Genomic DNA, 14,938 nt, shown 5'->3' with positions numbered 1-14,938 from the left:
TGAAATGAACCGTCCGGTTAGTTTTGCGCCTGGTCGGACTTTGCGTGTTCACCGCCTTGATCGGCGCCACGTGCCAGACCGAGACCTGGAGAAATGTTGGTTGCCTGGCCTGTACGATCGGTGTGCATTCAGTAGTCGATCGAATCGAGAATCCAGGCCTTTCGTCCGGCGCAAGTGTCGATCATCGACTGTGCTGCAACTCGATGGAATTTTCGGGAACTGCCTCTCTCTGACCTACATATCAAGAAAAGTCAGCAGGCTACCCATGACCTCTTTACAGCTACTTTCCGAGCGTTCTGCCACGGCGCACCTATCCACCGGTGCCCATTACTCGCTGTACTCCCGTTTGCTGCGCGGACAGGTGGCAGCAGAGCGGGATAACGTCCGTGATTTTCTCCAGGAGCAGCTGGAAATCGCGAAAACGCTGCCCTCGAACCTGCCTGCTGACTTGAACGACCTGTCCACCTGGGTAGCCAGCAACAGCCATGCGGTGGCCGAGCGTTACCGCGTCTATTTGGAGGAACGCCGCGCCGGCGGGCCTCGACAATTCTTCACCAACAAAGCTCACGCGCTGTATTTCCTGCAAAGCGTTGCGCCAAGCAAGCTGGTGGATGGCGCGTGGCTGTATGGCACCGTCAAGCATGCGGACGATTGGCGCTACCATGGCTTGATCCGCACCTACCTCGAAGAGCTGGGTGACGGCGAGCCTGCATTGAACCATGTGGTCCTGTATCGCAACCTGCTGACTGAGCACGACTGTGCCCCCATCGCGCCCCTCGACGACGCCCTGTATCTGCAAGGCGCCATCCAGTTGGGCCTCGGCCATTTGAGCGACGAGTTACTGCCGGAAGTGCTCGGCTACAACCTTGGCTACGAGCAACTGCCGCTGCATTTGCTGATCACCTCGTTCGAGCTGAGTGAGTTGGGTATCGACCCCTATTACTTCACCCTTCACGTGACCATCGACAACGCTAGCTCGGGCCACGCCCAGAAGGCCGTGCAGGCGGTGCTGGATCTGTTGCCGAATGACGACAGCAAGGATGAATTCCTCAAGCGTCTGCGCGCCGGCTATTTGCTCAACGATCTGGGGATTGGCTCGACCGACATCGTCCGCGCCTTCGATCTGGAAGAAGAAGTGGTCTCGATGCTGGAGACCAAGAGCACCTTCGGCCAGCACATGCATTCCGACTACTGCCGCCTCGAAGGCCGCACGATCAATGACTGGCTTGCCACCCCAGGCCAGAGTCGTCAGCTGTTGAGCGCGCTGGAGGACCGTGGCTGGATCAAGCGCAACCAGGACCCGCAGGACAGCCGTTTCTGGCAGTTGATCGATGGACCCGGTGCGGTGATGTTCGGTGTGTTCAGCGGTTATGAAATGCAGCTGCTGAAGGACTGGATCGCGGGCGACTGGCAGGCGTCGGAGCAAAGCAACCCGTTCCGCACGCGTTTCCGTCGTCGCCATGTGGGGAGCAATGATGCCCCACAGCCGCTTAACACCTCTTCACTGCCGTTGGAGAAACTGGTCGAACTGATCGCGCCCGACGCACACCCGACGCCGGAAGGTCTGGCGGCGACCCGGATCTACGCCCGCCAGCTGGCGCAAGGAAGCCTGACACGATGAGCACGCAGACTGCGCTTGAGAGCCCGTTCGATACACTGGAAACGACAGACGAAAACCACGACCTCGCCCTGCTGCAGTTGGGGCAACGCCTCCAGTCCGAGGATTATCGTTTCATGACCGTTACGCCGCTGACCCATCAGCGGGTCAACGGGCGTGAGCACAACCGCAAGGCTCGTAGCCTGCGGGATGTGTTTGGCTGGAGCCGCCCTTTCGAAACGGGCTTGCTGGACGAAGCCGAACTCGAAACGTTGCTGGCCGCCGGGGTGTTACGGGCCCACGCCGGGATGTGGGCCAGCGAAGTACGCTGGTCGAGCCTGGACGACTTACTGTTCGTCCACTCCGCCTTTCCTACCGTTGCTCACGATTCAGTGTTTTTCGGGCCTGATACCTACCGCTTCGCCCAAGCCATTGAAGAGCACTTGCGCACCTCGACGCATTCCATTCGCACCGCCGTTGATATCGGCTGCGGCAGTGGCGTCGGCGCGATCCTCATCGGGCGTGCCCGGCGGGATGCTCAGGTACTCGCGGTCGACATTAATCCGACGGCCCTGCGATTCACCGCGGTCAACGCATCATTGGCCAAGGCGAATAATGTGGTCGCGTATCACAGCGACATCCTGTCGGGCACCACAGGCGAATTCGACCTGATCGTCGCCAATCCGCCGTACATGAAGGACAGTCAGGAGCGCGCCTATCGCCACGGAGGCGATCAGTTGGGTTCGCAACTGTCCGTTCGTATTCTGGCGCAAGCCATCGAACGACTGGCGCCGGGCGGCAGTGTGTTGCTGTACACCGGTGCGCCTTCGGTGGATGGCGTTGACCTCTTCCTTGAACAGGCGCGCAAGCTCATCGACCGGGCTGACCTCGCCTGGTCTTACCGCGAGATGGACCCCGATGTGTTTGGTGAGGAGCTGGAAACCGAGACCTATCACGAGGCTGACCGCATTGCTGCGGTGGTGCTGACGGTCACGCGAATCCAGTGATTTATCCGACCACGCCGGACGGTCGCTATTTTGTCGTCAAGGGCCAGCTGTGGCGCTGTAGCAATCCGGCACTTGACGAGGAAGCGCGCCAATCGCGGGTTAACGACCTGATGAAGGCTCGGCAGGCTGTCAAAGCCGCGAAACGCGCGGAGGACGACGCTGCACTCAAGGCGGCGCGGGGTTCGGTCAACGCTGCGAAGATTGCATTGGGTGAACGCGGTCCGGTCTGGTGGTCGGATGGCACACCCGACTTCAACCGTTACAAGGCGGTCAATACGCCCTACCGGGACTGGTTTGAGGGACTGGAAGAGCAAGATGCCTGACCGGACGCTGCAACTTGCCCATCCGCGGTGTTTTTTAAAAATTCTCTGAACGATTGGCCGTTGCTTCCAGTCGGAAACAACACGGGCACTTACCCCGCGTCACTTTAAAAGAAGAGGAACTTCACGATGACAAATCTATTCAAGACTTCTGCATTCGCATTGTTGATGGCTGTTGGCAGCCAAGGCGCTTTCGCGGCGCAGGACAATGATGACTTTGTTGAAGATGCATCCGCCAAAGGTGTGGCAGAAGTCGAAGCCGGTAAGCTTGCGCTGGAAAAAGGCACTTCCGCCGACGTTAAAACCTTCGCAGAAATGATGGTCAAAGATCACACTGCGGCGAATGCCAAACTGAAAGGCATTGCTGACACCAAAAAGCTGGAAGTGTCCGACAACGCCATGCTGATGGACAAAGCCAAGGCGATGATCCTCGAACTGCGCAGCTCCAAGTCGTTTGATCAGGCTTACGCGAACAACCAGGTTGTTGCTCACGAACAAACCATCGCGCTGTTCAAGAAAGAAGCGGCTGAAGGCAAAGATGCCGATCTGAAAGCGTTTGCGACTGCAACCCTGCCGAAGCTGGAAGAGCATCTGACCCATGCTAAAGCTCTGGCCAAGGCGCACGGTGGTGACGCTGCCAAGTAATTCGGATCACGCCTGTCACGGGCGACTCGAATGTTTTAGTTGAGAAAGGCAGGGTCCAGAGACCCTGCCTTTTTCATTTCTGTCATAGGGGCATTGCACTACACGCCCGACCTACTACGCGCCACTCTAATGTGAGGCCCGACATGAGCAATGCCACCCGCAATCAAATGGCTGTTGTCCTCAATCAATTAAACGAACTTCGAGGCAGCGTGAACGAATTGTTCAGGTTGGAGCTATCTGAAGTCACGGAATTAACCGGGCACCAGACCGTGGACGATAAACAGAGCATCAACCAGTGTTTCGCGACCCTGGAAGCCTCCATTCTGGATATGGAACAGACCTTGGCCATGTTGGCGGAAGCGACCGAGCAGCGTGGAGTTGTCTGAGCGGCATGACCGGAACTCTGCGAGTGCCCCGCACTCTGCGTTTAATAGACACATGCTGCAGTGTGAGGGATTTCCATGAGCGCCGGACTGGACGAATACAACCGCAAGCGCGATTTCAACGCGACATCTGAGCCGTCAGGCAACACGAAGAAAAAACGCGCCTCGTCCAGGAAGGCCGCGCACGCCCTGCAGTTCTGTATCCAGAAACATGACGCATCTCGCCTGCATTACGACTTCCGCCTCGAAATCGATGGCACGCTGAAAAGCTGGGCCGTGCCCAAGGGGCCGTCGCTGGACCCCAAGGCGAAACGCCTGGCGGTGCACGTCGAGGATCACCCCGTTGAGTACGCCACCTTCGAGGGCAACATTCCCGAGGGGCATTACGGTGCGGGCGACGTCATCGTCTGGGACCGCGGTGTGTGGACACCCCTCTCCGACCCTGCCGACGCCTATGCCAAGGGCAAGCTCAAATTTGAATTGCAGGGTGAGAAGCTTGGCGGCGTGTGGAACTTGGTCAAGACCCATATCCCCGGCAAGCAGGAGCAGTGGTTTCTGATCAAGCATCAGGACGAATTCGCCCGCCCGGAAGCTGACTACGATGTGGTCAAGGCGCTGCCCGACAGCGTGCTCAGCGAGCGCACTTTGATTCCCAGAAAGCGCGGCGCAAAGCCAGCGTCTGCCAAGTCGGCGAAGTCCACGGCTGAGAAGCCAAAGCCCGTGGAGAAAGTCCCCGCCCCTCGGAAAAAATCCGCCAAGGCGCAGCTGGTGGGCGCCGAGCCCGCCGAGCTGCCGGATCTCATCAAGCCGGAGCTGGCCACTTTGGTGGAATCTGCCCCTGAAGGCGAATGGCGCTACGAGATCAAATTCGACGGCTACCGGGTCATGGCTCGGGTCGCCGACGGCAAGGTGCAGCTGTTCACCCGCAATGGCCATGACTGGACCCACAAGCTGCCGCGCCAGGCCGAGGCCATCGCCGGTCTGGGTCTTGAGTCGGCCTGGCTCGACGGCGAGATGGTCGTCGCCAACGATGACGGCGTGCCTGACTTCCAGGCCCTGCAGAACGCCTTCGAAGCCGGCCGCAGCGGCAACATCATTTATTACCTGTTCGACATGCCCTTTCTGAACGGCATGGACCTGCGTGAAGTGCCGGTGGAACAGCGCCGCGCCGCGCTGTCCAAGGTGCTCGAACGAACGGACGACGAGGTGCTCAGGTACTCCGAAGACTTCGCCGAAGTGCCGGAAGTCCTGCTCAACAGCGCCTGCCAGATGAAGATGGAAGGCCTGATCGGCAAACGCGCCGGCAGCCCTTATGTGTCGCGCCGCAGCGGTGACTGGATCAAGCTCAAGTGCAAACGTCGCCAGGAATTCGTTGTCGTGGGCTACACCGATCCGAAGGGCGCACGCAGCAAATTCGGCGCGTTGCTGTTGGGTTTGCACGACGCCGACAGTGGCGAGCTGCGGTACGCCGGCAAGGTCGGCACCGGTTTCAATGAAGCGACATTGGGCACGATTTACGACCAGCTGATACCGCTCCACGCGAAGAAGGCCGCGGTGGTCAATCCGCCCACCGGTTTTGAGGCCAAAGGCGTCCATTGGCTTAAACCGGCGTTGCTGGCGGAAGTCGCCTTCGCCGAGATCACCAAAGAGGGATCGGTGCGCCACGCGGTGTTCCATGGCCTGCGCACCGACAAACCTGCGGAATCGATCACCGAAGAGCTTCCGGCGTCGGCGCCTTCTGACGATCAATCGTCGGAGCCCGCGCAGGCGTCAGACGTGCCAGAAGAGCAGCTGGACGACACGCCAACACCTGCGCCCCCACGCAAGCGCGCGAAGGCATCCAAACCTGTCAAAGCGCAAGAGAGTCCGCGTGAATCCGACGCCGCCGATACCAGAACCGGCAAGATCCGCCTGACCCACCCCGAGCGAGTGATCGACCCCACCAGCGGCGCGACCAAGCGTGACCTGGCCGATTACTACGTCCGCATATCCGACTGGCTCCTGCCGCAACTGGCCCAACGCCCCGTCGCGCTGGTGCGGGCGCCGGAGGGCATCGGCGGCGAACTGTTCTTCCAGAAAAACGCCGACCGCCTCGCCATCCCCGGCATCGAGACCATGGGCAAGGAATACACCGGCCACCCGGTCATGCTGATCAATAACATTGAGGCGCTGATCGGCGCCGTGCAGATGAGCGCCATGGAGCTGCACACCTGGAACGCGGTCGCCAAGAACCTTGAGCGGCCGGACCGTTTCATTCTCGACCTCGACCCTGATCCGGCGCTACCCTGGAAAACCATGGTGGAAGCCACGCAGCTGACCCTCGCCGTGCTGGATGAACTGGGGCTCAAATCGTTCCTGAAAACCAGCGGCGGCAAGGGCATTCATGTGGTCGTACCGCTGACGCCGAAGGCCGACTGGGACGCCGTGAAGGACTTCAGCCACGCCATCGTCAAGCACATCGCCAGGCTGCTGCCTGAGCGGTTTTCGGCGGTGTCGGGGCCGAAGAACCGCATTGGCAAGATCTTCATCGATTACCTGCGCAACGGCCTCGGCGCTACGACCATTTGCGCGTACTCGGTGCGCACACGGGAGGGTCTGCCGGTGTCAGTGCCGATCTACCGCGAGGAATTGCTGGAAATCAAAGGTGCCAACGCCTGGGACATCCACACCGTCCACGAACGCCTCGCCGAACTCGACAGCGACCCTTGGGCGGACCTCGGCAAAACCCGACAGACCATCACGGCAGACATGCGCAAGCGGGTTGGCCTTAAATGATTCATCAACTGGAGAATGCTATGGATAACTATCACATCACAAAATCCGAGAATGGCTGGGCGCTGACCCGGGAAGGCGCCGCCCGCGCGTCGAAGACCGCCGACACCAAGGCTGAAATCATCAGCGCGGCAAGTGAATTCCTTGACGGCAAGACAGCCTCGCTGAAGATTCACAAGGAGGACGGCACCATTCAGGAAGAGCGCACCTACCCACGCAGCGCCGACCCTACCAAAACCAAGGGCTGAGATCGCGTCCAGCTCGCCTCTTCCCGGGCAAAGTCGTTCCTCCGGACACGCCATTCGGCAGGACCGGCTTTGGCCGGAAAGGCCCGTGGCAGGGCTGACGGGGCATTTACTTACCGCTAATCCCCCCGCTTCTGCAATGACCTGAACTAAACCCCTCGTAGCCCGCTCCGCTATTTAGATGTTCATTCCTAATCGCGGAGAAAACCACAATGAGAGCACTTACCTACCACGGCGCCCATGATGTGAAAGTCGACACGGTTCCGGACCCGGTCATCGAGCAACCTGACGACATCATCCTGCGCGTGACCGCCACGGCGATCTGCGGCTCTGACCTGCACCTGTACCGCGGCAAGATCCCCACCGTTGAACACGGCGATATTTTTGGTCACGAATTCATGGGCATCGTCGAAGACACCGGTTCTTCCGTGACGGCCGTGCAGCGCGGCGACCGGGTCGTGATTCCCTTCGTCATTGCCTGCGGCGAATGCTTCTTCTGCAACATGGACCTGTACGCCGCCTGCGAGACCACCAACACCGGTCGCGGCGCGATCATGAACAAGAAGGCCATACCGCCAGGGGCTGCGCTGTTTGGCTTCAGCCACCTCTACGGCGGCATTCCCGGCGGCCAGGCCGAGTACGTGCGCGTGCCCAAGGCCAACACCGGCCCATTCAAGGTCCCCGGCACGCTGTCGGACGAGAAAGTGCTGTTCCTCTCCGACATCCTGCCCACCGGTTATCAGGCGGTCCTCAATACCGGCATCGGCCAGGGTTCGAGTATCGCCATCTACGGCGCCGGACCTGTTGGTTTGATGGCAGCGGCCGTGGCCCGGATGCTGGGCGCCGATCAGATTTTCATGGTCGACCACCACGCCTACCGCCTGGCATACGCCCAGGCGACCTATGGCGTGATCCCGATCAACTTCGATGAAGATGACGATCCGGCCGACACCATCATTCGTCAGACCAAGGGCATGCGCGGCGTCGACGGCGTGGTGGATGCGGTAGGTTTCGAAGCCAAAGGCAGCACCACGGAAACCATCCTGACCAACCTGAAGATGGAAGGCAGCAGCGGCAAGGCGTTGCGTCAGTGCATCGCCGCAGTTCGCCGTGGCGGCGTGGTCAGCGTGCCGGGTGTATACGCCGGCTTCATTCACGGCTTCCTGTTCGGCGATGCGTTCGACAAAGGCCTGACCTTCAAAATGGGCCAGACCCATGTCCAGCGGTATCTGCCGGAACTGCTCGAACACATCGAAGCTGGCCGCCTTGCCCCCGAGGCAATCATCAGCCACCGAATGTCGCTGGAGCAGGCCGCCGAGGGCTACAAGATTTTCGACAAGAAACAGCAAGACTGCCGCAAGGTCATCCTGACACCGGGCAGCCCTGAAATCCCTCTGACCGAAACCGAAACCGTGACCCAAACCGGAACCGTCACCGGCATCCCCGCCATGTGATGGCACGCGCACCGAGGACAATGATATGGAAACGCTCTTCTCGATCGCCCTGGCGGTGATCATCCTTCTGGTCGACGTGTGGGCCATCGCCAGTGTCTGGCGCAGCACCAAATCGTCCGGCACCAAGATCGGCTGGGCGGTGCTGATCCTTATCTTTCCGGTCATCGGCGTCGCCATCTGGGGCATCGCCGGGCCACGGGGATCGCTGAAGCGCCGACGTCCAAGGAGCACAGCAAGGGCTGAGGCTGGCCCGTTTTACGGCGCACGGTCGCAATGACCGCGCGCCGATGCTGCCCTCACCTTCCCCTCATTCGAATCAACTCACGCCCGAACAGATCGATCATCGCCCCGCCGTTCCAGCGTTCGGATCAACAGCTCGACCGTCCGTCTTTGACCCCGAACTCCCGCTTCGCCAGGCCCCTCCACCCTTACACAGCGCGCAGATTCCTTGCCGCGTGAGATGGCCAGGTGCGCGCGTCACCGAGTGTGCCTTTGCCGCGAATGATGTCCCGATTGATTTAAGGATGATGATCAAATGCCTACATTCAGCGAAGACACCGCAGGCGCTCAACCGCGCCCCGCGTCTCCAGGCGAGGCGCTGCACACGCTGCAAGACAACGCAAAAGACTTGCTCGGCACGGCCCGAGAGCACGGCACCGAGCAGTTCGGCAGTTACCGCGACAGCGCCGCCGAGCAGATCGAGAACCTGGCGAAAACGGCGAGCGCTGCGGCGGAAGAGCTGCAGGACAAGGACACCCTGGGCATCTCCCATTACATCAGCGACATCGCCGAGAGCCTGAGCGCGTTCGCGACGAGCATGCGCGGCAAAAGCGCCGAGGAGATGCTGCAGCAGGCCGGCCGTCTGGCACGGGAAAACCCTGCGCTGTTTGTGACCGGCAGTGTGGCGGTGGGCTTCGGACTGTCCCGATTCCTCCGCGCCAGCAGCCCGGACCTGACGGCGTCGACCTCATCCACGTCGTCCTCCGCCCCCGACTCGCCGCAGTACCCTTCAGGGGAAAGCGAGGGCGGCTCCAAGGCGGGCGAAGACGAAGGCCGGAATGCGCGTCACCCGTATGAAGGCGCAGCCTCCCGCGGTACACCGATCCAGACGCCGGATCCACTGGCCCCACACAACCCCACCGCCCAGCGTTCAGCCGCCGCAGATGGTGACGGCGGAATTCAGCAATCCGGTTTAGAGCTGGGCAGTTTCAATGCAGACCCTGGCACGGCAACCCGCCCTGCGCCCACATCAACGCCCGCGCCTGACAAAACCTCGCCCCGGGGAGAATTCTAATGTCGATCAATTCTGAACTCCCGCCGCGCGGCACCGCCAGCCACAACGGCGACACCGACACCTCGGCGCTTGGCCTCATCCGCCAGCTGGCCCACGAAGTCCCGGCGCTGATCAGCGAAGAACTTGCGCTGGCCAAGGCCGAAATCCGCACCTCGGTCGCCACTGCCAAAGCGGCAGCCGCGGCCCTCGCCGGCGGCATGGTCATCATGATGGCCGGGTTGGTGATCCTGCTGCTGGCCGCCGTGTACGCGCTGGCGATGGTCGTTGCGCCCTGGCTGGCTGCGCTGATCGTGGGCGTGGCGGCAATGCTCGTCGGCTATTTGATGGTGCAATCCGGCAAGAAACACCTTGAAGCCACCCAACTGGCCCCTGAGCGCACGATGAACTCGCTCAGCAAGGACAAAGACGCCATTCAGAGGAAAGTCTCATGAGCATCGACAGCAGCTTTGCCAGCGAAGATGAACTGAACCGCGACATCCCCGACCCGCTCCTGGCGAAAAGCCCGGACGCGATCGAGCGCAACATCGATGCGCGCAGGGCCAACATTGAAAACCTGGTCGACGCCTTGGAGAGCAAGCTGTCCCCCGGGCAACTGATCGATCAGGCGCTGGCATTCACCCGGGAAAACGGCGGCGAGTTTTTCGGCAACCTCGGCACCTCGATCAAGAACAACCCGATGCCGATGCTGCTGACCACCGTGGGCATCTCCTGGCTGATGCTTGGGCAGAATCAAAAGCCCGGCCATATGTCAGGCAGCAGTGGTGGCGCGTCAATGTTCGGGCAACTGGGCGAGAAGCTCAGCGGTGCTGCGCAGAGCGTGAGCGAGACGTTCAGCGGCGCGACGGAGCACGCACGGGAATCGGCGCACCAGGCCAGCGACAAGGTCGGGCAGTTTGGTGAATCCGCCAGCCACACCCTGGATGATCTCAGGCATCAGGCCAGCGAGAAGACGGCGGCGATGAAAGACACGCTGTCATCGTCAGCCGGCAATGCCCAGGAAGCGCTTCTGCGTCAGGGTCGTAATCTGCAAGGCACCTTCCAGTACATGCTGCGCGAGCAACCGTTGGCGCTCGCCGCGATGGGCATCGCGCTGGGCGCGGCCCTCGGCGCTGCGTTGCCGAGCACGGAGAAGGAAAACAAGGCGTTTGGCAAGGCCAGTGACAACCTCACGCAGAAAGCCAAGGCGACGGTCAGCGAGACATGGGAAACGGTGTCGGACGCCGGCAAGAACATGGCCGACGACCTGAAGAACACTGCCAAAGGCGTGTGACGGCGAACGCAACGAGGGACGAAAAAAGGGGCTGCGTTGGCAGCCCCTTTTCATGCGCGCTACTTGCCGAGCAGGTATGCGCAGCGATTGGAGCCCTTACAAGATCGGCTTGCCGCCGGTCACGCCGTAACGTGTCCCCGAGATATAACTGCCTTCGTCGGAGCCTAGCAGCACATAGATCGGCGAGACTTCAACCGGCTGACCCGGCCGCCCAAGTGGCGTTTCTTCGCCGAAGCTTTTCACGTCTTCGTCGGTCATGGTCGACACGATCAGCGGCGTCCAGATCGGGCCGGGCGCGACGCTGTTTACGCGGATACCACGCTCACCCAACAACTGGGCAAGGCCGGCGGTGAAGTTGGCGATGGCACCTTTGGTGGCTGCATAGGGAAGCAGCGTCGGCTTCGGCGAGTCGGAGTTGACCGAGCTGGTGTTGATGATCGAACTGCCCGCGGCCATGTGGGGCACGGCGGCCTTGCAGATGCGAAACATCGCGGTAATGTTGATATCGAAGGTCTTCACCCACTCCTCGTCAGGGATTTCTTCGAGGGTTTTGTGGGACATCTGGAACGCCGCGTTATTGACCAGCACGTCGATGCGGCCGAATTTCTTCACGGTTTCGTCGACGATCGACAGGCACTGGGCTTTCTCGGCCAGATCGCCTGGCAACAGCAGGCATTGACGGCCCGCCTCCTCCACCCAGCGCGCGGTTTCCTTGGCGTCTTCGTGCTCGTCGAGGTACGAGATCGCCACGTCGGCGCCTTCACGGGCATAGGCAATCGCCACGGCGCGGCCGATGCCACTGTCGCCGCCAGTGATCAGCGCGATCTTGTTGTTCATGCGGCCTGAGCCCTTGTAAGTGGTCTCGCCGCAATCCGGGTAAGGGTCCATTCTGCTCTGATCGCCAGGAACGGTTTGCTGTTGAGGTTTGAAAGGCGGTTTCGGGTAATCAGTCATGGGGCTCTCCTCGAAATAGTCCAACGCAAACGGTCAGCGTTAAGGGTGGACTGAACGACCGGGGGATGAGTTCGGAGTTTTTGCAGCGGTGACGCCGGGCGGTTTCGCGAGGTGCGCCAGCGAAGGGCTCGATTATTTCCGCATCGGCAATACTGTATTGCGAAATGATAGCTAGCTAACGGTATACGCCACTGCTACTTTCAAACACGTTGAATCCGCCGATTTGACAACCTCCCGGAGCCGCCTTCACGTCAGAGATAACGTGAGGGCGGCTCGCTTTTTGCGCTGGCCCCATCGGTCCATCCGATAGCGTTCTGATCGGGTCCCGTGTCGAACCGGGCGGCTGCAACCCTGTCAAGCCTCCCTTTTCCCTTCCGAGTCGGACATCATGACCGCCGGCCGTTTCCCGGCCCTTCATCCACCTACTCGTTGAAGAGACCTCCCCATGGCCAATCACGACATCACCTTCACGCCCGACCCAGACGCCGACTCGATTTCCTCGGACGTCGCCGGTTTCGGCGGTCTGCTGGTTTCAACACAGATCCCCACCCGCGCCGACGGCAGTCTGGAACTGGGCGGGATCGTCGAGCAGAGCGAATGCACCCTGCAGGCGCTGAAAGTGGCGCTGGAAAGGGCCGGCAGTTCCATGGACCGCGTCCTGCACCTGACCATCTACCTGACCGACATGGCCGATCGCGCCGCATTTAACGAAGTCTACACACGCTTTTTCGCGAAACCCTGGCCCGTGCGCGCTGCGGTTGGCGTTGCCGCGCTGGCCGTCGAAGGCATGCGCGTGGAAGTCACGGCGATGGCCGCCAAAGCCTGATCACGCGGTGATTCTGGCGCCCCGCTCCACCCGCAGGCGCCATCGGGCAACAGACGGGTGCCGGTCAAGCGTTTCGCCGCTACAATGCGCGCCTTGACCGTGACCGTGCCGACTAAAAACATATGTCTCTGCCTAAACATCACCTGGAATTGCTCAGCCCCGCCCGCGACGTGGCCATTGCCCGCGAGGCCATACTGCATGGCGCTGACGCGATCTACATCGGCGGCCCGAGCTTCGGCGCGCGCCACAACGCGGCCAACGACGTCAGCGAAATCGCCCAACTGGTCGAGTTCGCCCGCCGTTACCACGCCCGCGTCTTCACCACCATCAACACCATCCTTCACGACAACGAGCTGGAACCGGCACGCCAGCTGATCCATCAGCTGTACGACGCAGGCGTCGACGCTCTGATCGTGCAGGACCTCGGCGTGATGGAGCTGGACATTCCGCCCATCGAGCTGCACGCCAGTACCCAGACCGACATCCGTACGCTGGAGCGCGCGCGCTTTCTCGATCAGGCTGGCTTCTCGCAACTGGTGCTGGCCCGTGAACTGAATCTGCAAGAGATCCGCGCCATCGCCGACGAAACCGATGCCGCCATCGAGTTCTTCATTCACGGTGCGTTGTGTGTGGCCTTCTCCGGTCAGTGCAACATTTCCCACGCGCACACCGGGCGCAGTGCCAACCGTGGCGACTGCTCCCAGGCCTGCCGTCTGCCCTACACGCTGAAAGATGATCAGGGCCGCGTCGTTGCCTACGAAAAACACCTGCTGTCGATGAAAGACAACAACCAGAGCGCCAATCTGCGCGCACTGGTGGACGCCGGCGTGCGCTCGTTCAAGATCGAAGGCCGCTACAAGGACATGGGCTACGTGAAGAACATCACGGCCTACTACCGCCAGCGTCTGGACGACATTCTGGAAGACCGCCCGGACCTGGCCCGCGCCTCCAGCGGCCGCACCGCGCACTTTTTCCTGCCCGACCCGGACAAAACCTTTCACCGGGGCAGCACTGACTACTTCGTCACCGACCGCAAGATCGACATCGGCGCGTTCGATTCGCCGACCTTCACCGGCCTGTTGGTCGGCGTGGTCGAGAAAGTCGGCAAGCGTGATTTGCAGGTGGTGACCCACGAGCCGCTGTCCAACGGCGACGGCCTCAATGTGCTGGTCAAGCGCGAAGTGGTGGGTTTCCGCGCCAACATCGCCGAGCCCAAGGGCGAGTTCGAGGAAGACGGCGAGAAGCGCTACCGCTACCGCGTCGAGCCCAACGAGATGCCCAAAGGCCTGCAACTGCGGCCGAACCATCCCCTCAGCCGCAACCTCGATCACAACTGGCAGCAGGCCTTGCAGAAGACGTCGGCCGAACGCCGCATCGGTTTGTCATGGGTGGCGCGTCTGCGTGAAGAGCGTCTGGAGCTGGTCGCCACCAGCGAAGAAGGCATCAGCGCCCGCGTCGAGCTGAACGGTCCGTTTGGCGTTGCCAATAAACCGGAGCAGGCGCTGGAGCAACTTCACGACCTGCTCGGCCAGCTCGGCACCACCGAGTACCATGCGACCGCCATCGAGCTGGACGCGCCGGAGGCGTTCTTCATTCCGAACTCGCAGCTGAAGGCCTTGCGCCGTGAGGTCATCGAGACCCTGACCGCCGCTCGCATCCAGGCGCATCCGCGCGGAGCCCGCAAGCCGGAGACCTCGCCGCCGCCGGTTTACCCTGAGGCGCACCTGTCGTTCCTGGCCAACGTCTACAACGAGAAGGCGCGGCATTTCTATCATCGTCATGGCGTACAGCTGATCGACGCCGCGTACGAGGCCCACGAAGAAAAGGGCGAAGTGCCGGTGATGATCACCAAACACTGCCTGCGCTTCTCCTTCAACCTGTGCCCCAAGCAGGCCAAGGGCGTGACAGGCGTGCGCACCAAGGTGGCGCCGATGCAGCTGGTGCACGGCGATGAAGTGCTGACGCTGAAGTTCGATTGCAAGCCGTGCGAGATGCACGTGATCGGCAAGATCAAAGGCCACATTCTCGGACTGCCGCACCCAGGCAGCGGCGTTCAGGTGGTGGGCCATATCAGCCCGGCGGACCTGCTGAAGACCATTCCCCGCGCGCCGCACTGATTCCGGACCGACCGGCTTATCGCGCTGCGCCCCTTCGGGCTGCAGCGCGATGGA

Annotated in this window: 14 protein-coding genes and 1 pseudogene; 14 read left to right on the top strand and 1 reads right to left on the bottom strand. The window is 61.3% G+C overall.

All coding sequences use genetic code 11. From position 1 onward, the window contains the following. Positions 1 to 265: 265 nt before the first annotated feature. The 12 genes and pseudogenes from JN403_RS16680 (at position 266) to JN403_RS16625 (ending at position 10,987) form a co-directional block, all read left to right on the top strand. Entirely contained in the window at positions 266 to 1,621 is a 1,356-nt protein-coding gene (locus JN403_RS16680) for an iron-containing redox enzyme family protein (protein WP_205483306.1), read from the top strand. Then, positions 1,618 to 2,604: a class I SAM-dependent methyltransferase gene (locus JN403_RS16675; RefSeq protein ID WP_205483305.1), complete on the top strand. Its 987-nt coding sequence runs from the start codon at positions 1,618 to 1,620 to the stop codon at positions 2,602 to 2,604. The genes JN403_RS16680 and JN403_RS16675 overlap by 4 nt, the downstream gene beginning before the upstream one ends. Then, positions 2,604 to 2,927, top strand: coding sequence for a hypothetical protein (locus tag JN403_RS16670; RefSeq protein ID WP_205487430.1), 324 nt, complete (start codon positions 2,604 to 2,606; stop codon positions 2,925 to 2,927). Before JN403_RS16675 ends, JN403_RS16670 begins: the two co-directional genes overlap by 1 nt. 126 nt (positions 2,928 to 3,053) lie before the next feature. Further along, the gene (locus JN403_RS16665; protein WP_205483303.1) at positions 3,054 to 3,569 is read left to right on the top strand and encodes a DUF4142 domain-containing protein; all 516 of its coding nucleotides are present in this window, start codon (positions 3,054 to 3,056) and stop codon (positions 3,567 to 3,569) included. A gap of 143 nt (positions 3,570 to 3,712) precedes the next feature. After that, positions 3,713 to 3,955, top strand: a complete 243-nt coding sequence (locus JN403_RS16660; RefSeq protein ID WP_205483302.1) for a hypothetical protein — start codon at positions 3,713 to 3,715, stop codon at positions 3,953 to 3,955. A gap of 75 nt (positions 3,956 to 4,030) precedes the next feature. Then, the gene (gene ligD / locus JN403_RS16655) at positions 4,031 to 6,727 is read left to right on the top strand and encodes a DNA ligase D (protein ID WP_205483301.1); all 2,697 of its coding nucleotides are present in this window, start codon (positions 4,031 to 4,033) and stop codon (positions 6,725 to 6,727) included. A gap of 20 nt (positions 6,728 to 6,747) precedes the next feature. Continuing rightward, entirely contained in the window at positions 6,748 to 6,972 is a 225-nt protein-coding gene (locus JN403_RS16650; RefSeq protein ID WP_172612280.1) for a DUF2188 domain-containing protein, read from the top strand. A gap of 209 nt (positions 6,973 to 7,181) precedes the next feature. Further along, positions 7,182 to 8,423, top strand: coding sequence for a zinc-dependent alcohol dehydrogenase (locus JN403_RS16645; RefSeq protein ID WP_205483300.1), 1,242 nt, complete (start codon positions 7,182 to 7,184; stop codon positions 8,421 to 8,423). A 25-nt stretch (positions 8,424 to 8,448) separates the two neighbouring features. Then, positions 8,449 to 8,666 (top strand): annotated as a pseudogene (locus JN403_RS16640) (PLD nuclease N-terminal domain-containing protein). Between the two features lie 292 nt (positions 8,667 to 8,958). After that, positions 8,959 to 9,717 carry a hypothetical protein gene (locus JN403_RS16635; protein WP_205483299.1) on the top strand — a complete coding sequence of 253 codons (759 nt, stop codon included), beginning with the start codon at positions 8,959 to 8,961 and terminating at the stop codon, positions 9,715 to 9,717. Next, the gene (locus JN403_RS16630; RefSeq protein WP_172612285.1) at positions 9,717 to 10,148 is read left to right on the top strand and encodes a phage holin family protein; all 432 of its coding nucleotides are present in this window, start codon (positions 9,717 to 9,719) and stop codon (positions 10,146 to 10,148) included. Before JN403_RS16635 ends, JN403_RS16630 begins: the two co-directional genes overlap by 1 nt. Then, positions 10,145 to 10,987 carry a DUF3618 domain-containing protein gene (locus JN403_RS16625; protein WP_205483298.1) on the top strand — a complete coding sequence of 281 codons (843 nt, stop codon included), beginning with the start codon at positions 10,145 to 10,147 and terminating at the stop codon, positions 10,985 to 10,987. The genes JN403_RS16630 and JN403_RS16625 overlap by 4 nt, the downstream gene beginning before the upstream one ends. Positions 10,988 to 11,083: 96 nt before the next feature. On the opposite strand, the gene JN403_RS16620 is transcribed toward JN403_RS16625, so the two are convergent. Beyond that, a complete protein-coding gene (locus tag JN403_RS16620; RefSeq protein ID WP_205483296.1) occupies positions 11,084 to 11,941 on the bottom strand; it encodes an SDR family oxidoreductase in 858 nt (285 codons plus the stop codon). Between the two features lie 445 nt (positions 11,942 to 12,386). Here JN403_RS16620 and JN403_RS16615 point away from each other — a divergent pair, with 445 nt between their 5' ends. Further along, positions 12,387 to 12,767 (top strand): RidA family protein, encoded by a 381-nt coding sequence (locus JN403_RS16615; protein ID WP_205483294.1) that lies wholly within the window; start codon positions 12,387 to 12,389, stop codon positions 12,765 to 12,767. A gap of 122 nt (positions 12,768 to 12,889) precedes the next feature. Then, positions 12,890 to 14,884 (top strand): U32 family peptidase, encoded by a 1,995-nt coding sequence (locus tag JN403_RS16610; RefSeq protein WP_205483292.1) that lies wholly within the window; start codon positions 12,890 to 12,892, stop codon positions 14,882 to 14,884. Positions 14,885 to 14,938: the final 54 nt, after the last annotated feature.

Origin of the sequence: Pseudomonas sp. 15A4, from assembly GCF_016925575.1 — a bacterium.
GTDB lineage: Bacteria > Pseudomonadota > Gammaproteobacteria > Pseudomonadales > Pseudomonadaceae > Aquipseudomonas.
Note: the sequence above shows the minus strand (reverse complement) of the source record. Positions and strands in the feature narration are given on the sequence as shown.

Coding starts and splice junctions, on each gene's coding strand:
- JN403_RS16680 (WP_205483306.1), top strand. CDS start 266: ATGACCTCTTTACAGCTACTTTCCGAGCGTTCTGCCACGGCGCACCTA.
- JN403_RS16675 (WP_205483305.1), top strand. CDS start 1,618: ATGAGCACGCAGACTGCGCTTGAGAGCCCGTTCGATACACTGGAAACG.
- JN403_RS16665 (WP_205483303.1), top strand. CDS start 3,054: ATGACAAATCTATTCAAGACTTCTGCATTCGCATTGTTGATGGCTGTT.
- JN403_RS16660 (WP_205483302.1), top strand. CDS start 3,713: ATGAGCAATGCCACCCGCAATCAAATGGCTGTTGTCCTCAATCAATTA.
- ligD (WP_205483301.1), top strand. CDS start 4,031: ATGAGCGCCGGACTGGACGAATACAACCGCAAGCGCGATTTCAACGCG.
- JN403_RS16650 (WP_172612280.1), top strand. CDS start 6,748: ATGGATAACTATCACATCACAAAATCCGAGAATGGCTGGGCGCTGACC.
- JN403_RS16645 (WP_205483300.1), top strand. CDS start 7,182: ATGAGAGCACTTACCTACCACGGCGCCCATGATGTGAAAGTCGACACG.
- JN403_RS16635 (WP_205483299.1), top strand. CDS start 8,959: ATGCCTACATTCAGCGAAGACACCGCAGGCGCTCAACCGCGCCCCGCG.
- JN403_RS16630 (WP_172612285.1), top strand. CDS start 9,717: ATGTCGATCAATTCTGAACTCCCGCCGCGCGGCACCGCCAGCCACAAC.
- JN403_RS16625 (WP_205483298.1), top strand. CDS start 10,145: ATGAGCATCGACAGCAGCTTTGCCAGCGAAGATGAACTGAACCGCGAC.
- JN403_RS16620 (WP_205483296.1), bottom strand. CDS start 11,941: ATGACTGATTACCCGAAACCGCCTTTCAAACCTCAACAGCAAACCGTT.
- JN403_RS16615 (WP_205483294.1), top strand. CDS start 12,387: ATGGCCAATCACGACATCACCTTCACGCCCGACCCAGACGCCGACTCG.
- JN403_RS16610 (WP_205483292.1), top strand. CDS start 12,890: ATGTCTCTGCCTAAACATCACCTGGAATTGCTCAGCCCCGCCCGCGAC.